The 546-nt window shown below is 41.2% G+C and carries 1 pseudogene; it reads right to left on the bottom strand.

The features are described 5' to 3' along the window. Positions 1–546, bottom strand: a pseudogene (locus QM524_RS25935) (hypothetical protein); the annotation flags it as partial.

Raw genomic sequence — 546 nt, 5'->3', positions numbered from 1 at the left:
ACAATCTACAATACCATCTCCATTCGCATCCAAATTAGGATTCAAACCACTTTCTTCTAAGTCTGTAACTCCATTATTATTACTATCTAAATCATATGGGTTAGGCTTATTATCGTTATCAGTATCAGGTGGAGTTAAGCCCAAGCCTGCTGTCGATGGAATTCCTGTTGGGGAAACCAGACCATCTGCCATACCATCGCCATCTGCATCTACACCATTCGCCTCATCTACATCATTAATACCATCGTTATCACTATCTAAATCTAAGCGGTTTGGAATACCATCTCCATCGGTATCTGCACTCAGTTGAGCATTTTCAACGGTATCCAAGATACCATCATTATCATCATCCAAGTCATCAACATCTGGTACTCCATCTGCGTCTGTATCTACTGGAACAGTAATGGTTACCGTAGCACTAGCACATACATTTGGCGTAACACCTGTGTTACACACTTGATAAGTTACAGTTACTGTCGTACCGCGTTCTGCCAAGGTAGGCGTGTAAGTAAGAATACCAGTTAATGGGTTAAAACTTACTGTTCC

This window comes from Flectobacillus roseus (genome assembly GCF_030056595.1).
Lineage (GTDB): Bacteria > Bacteroidota > Bacteroidia > Cytophagales > Spirosomataceae > Flectobacillus > Flectobacillus roseus.
The sequence above is the reverse complement of the archived record's forward strand: the minus strand, read 5'-3'. Positions and strand labels throughout refer to the sequence as shown.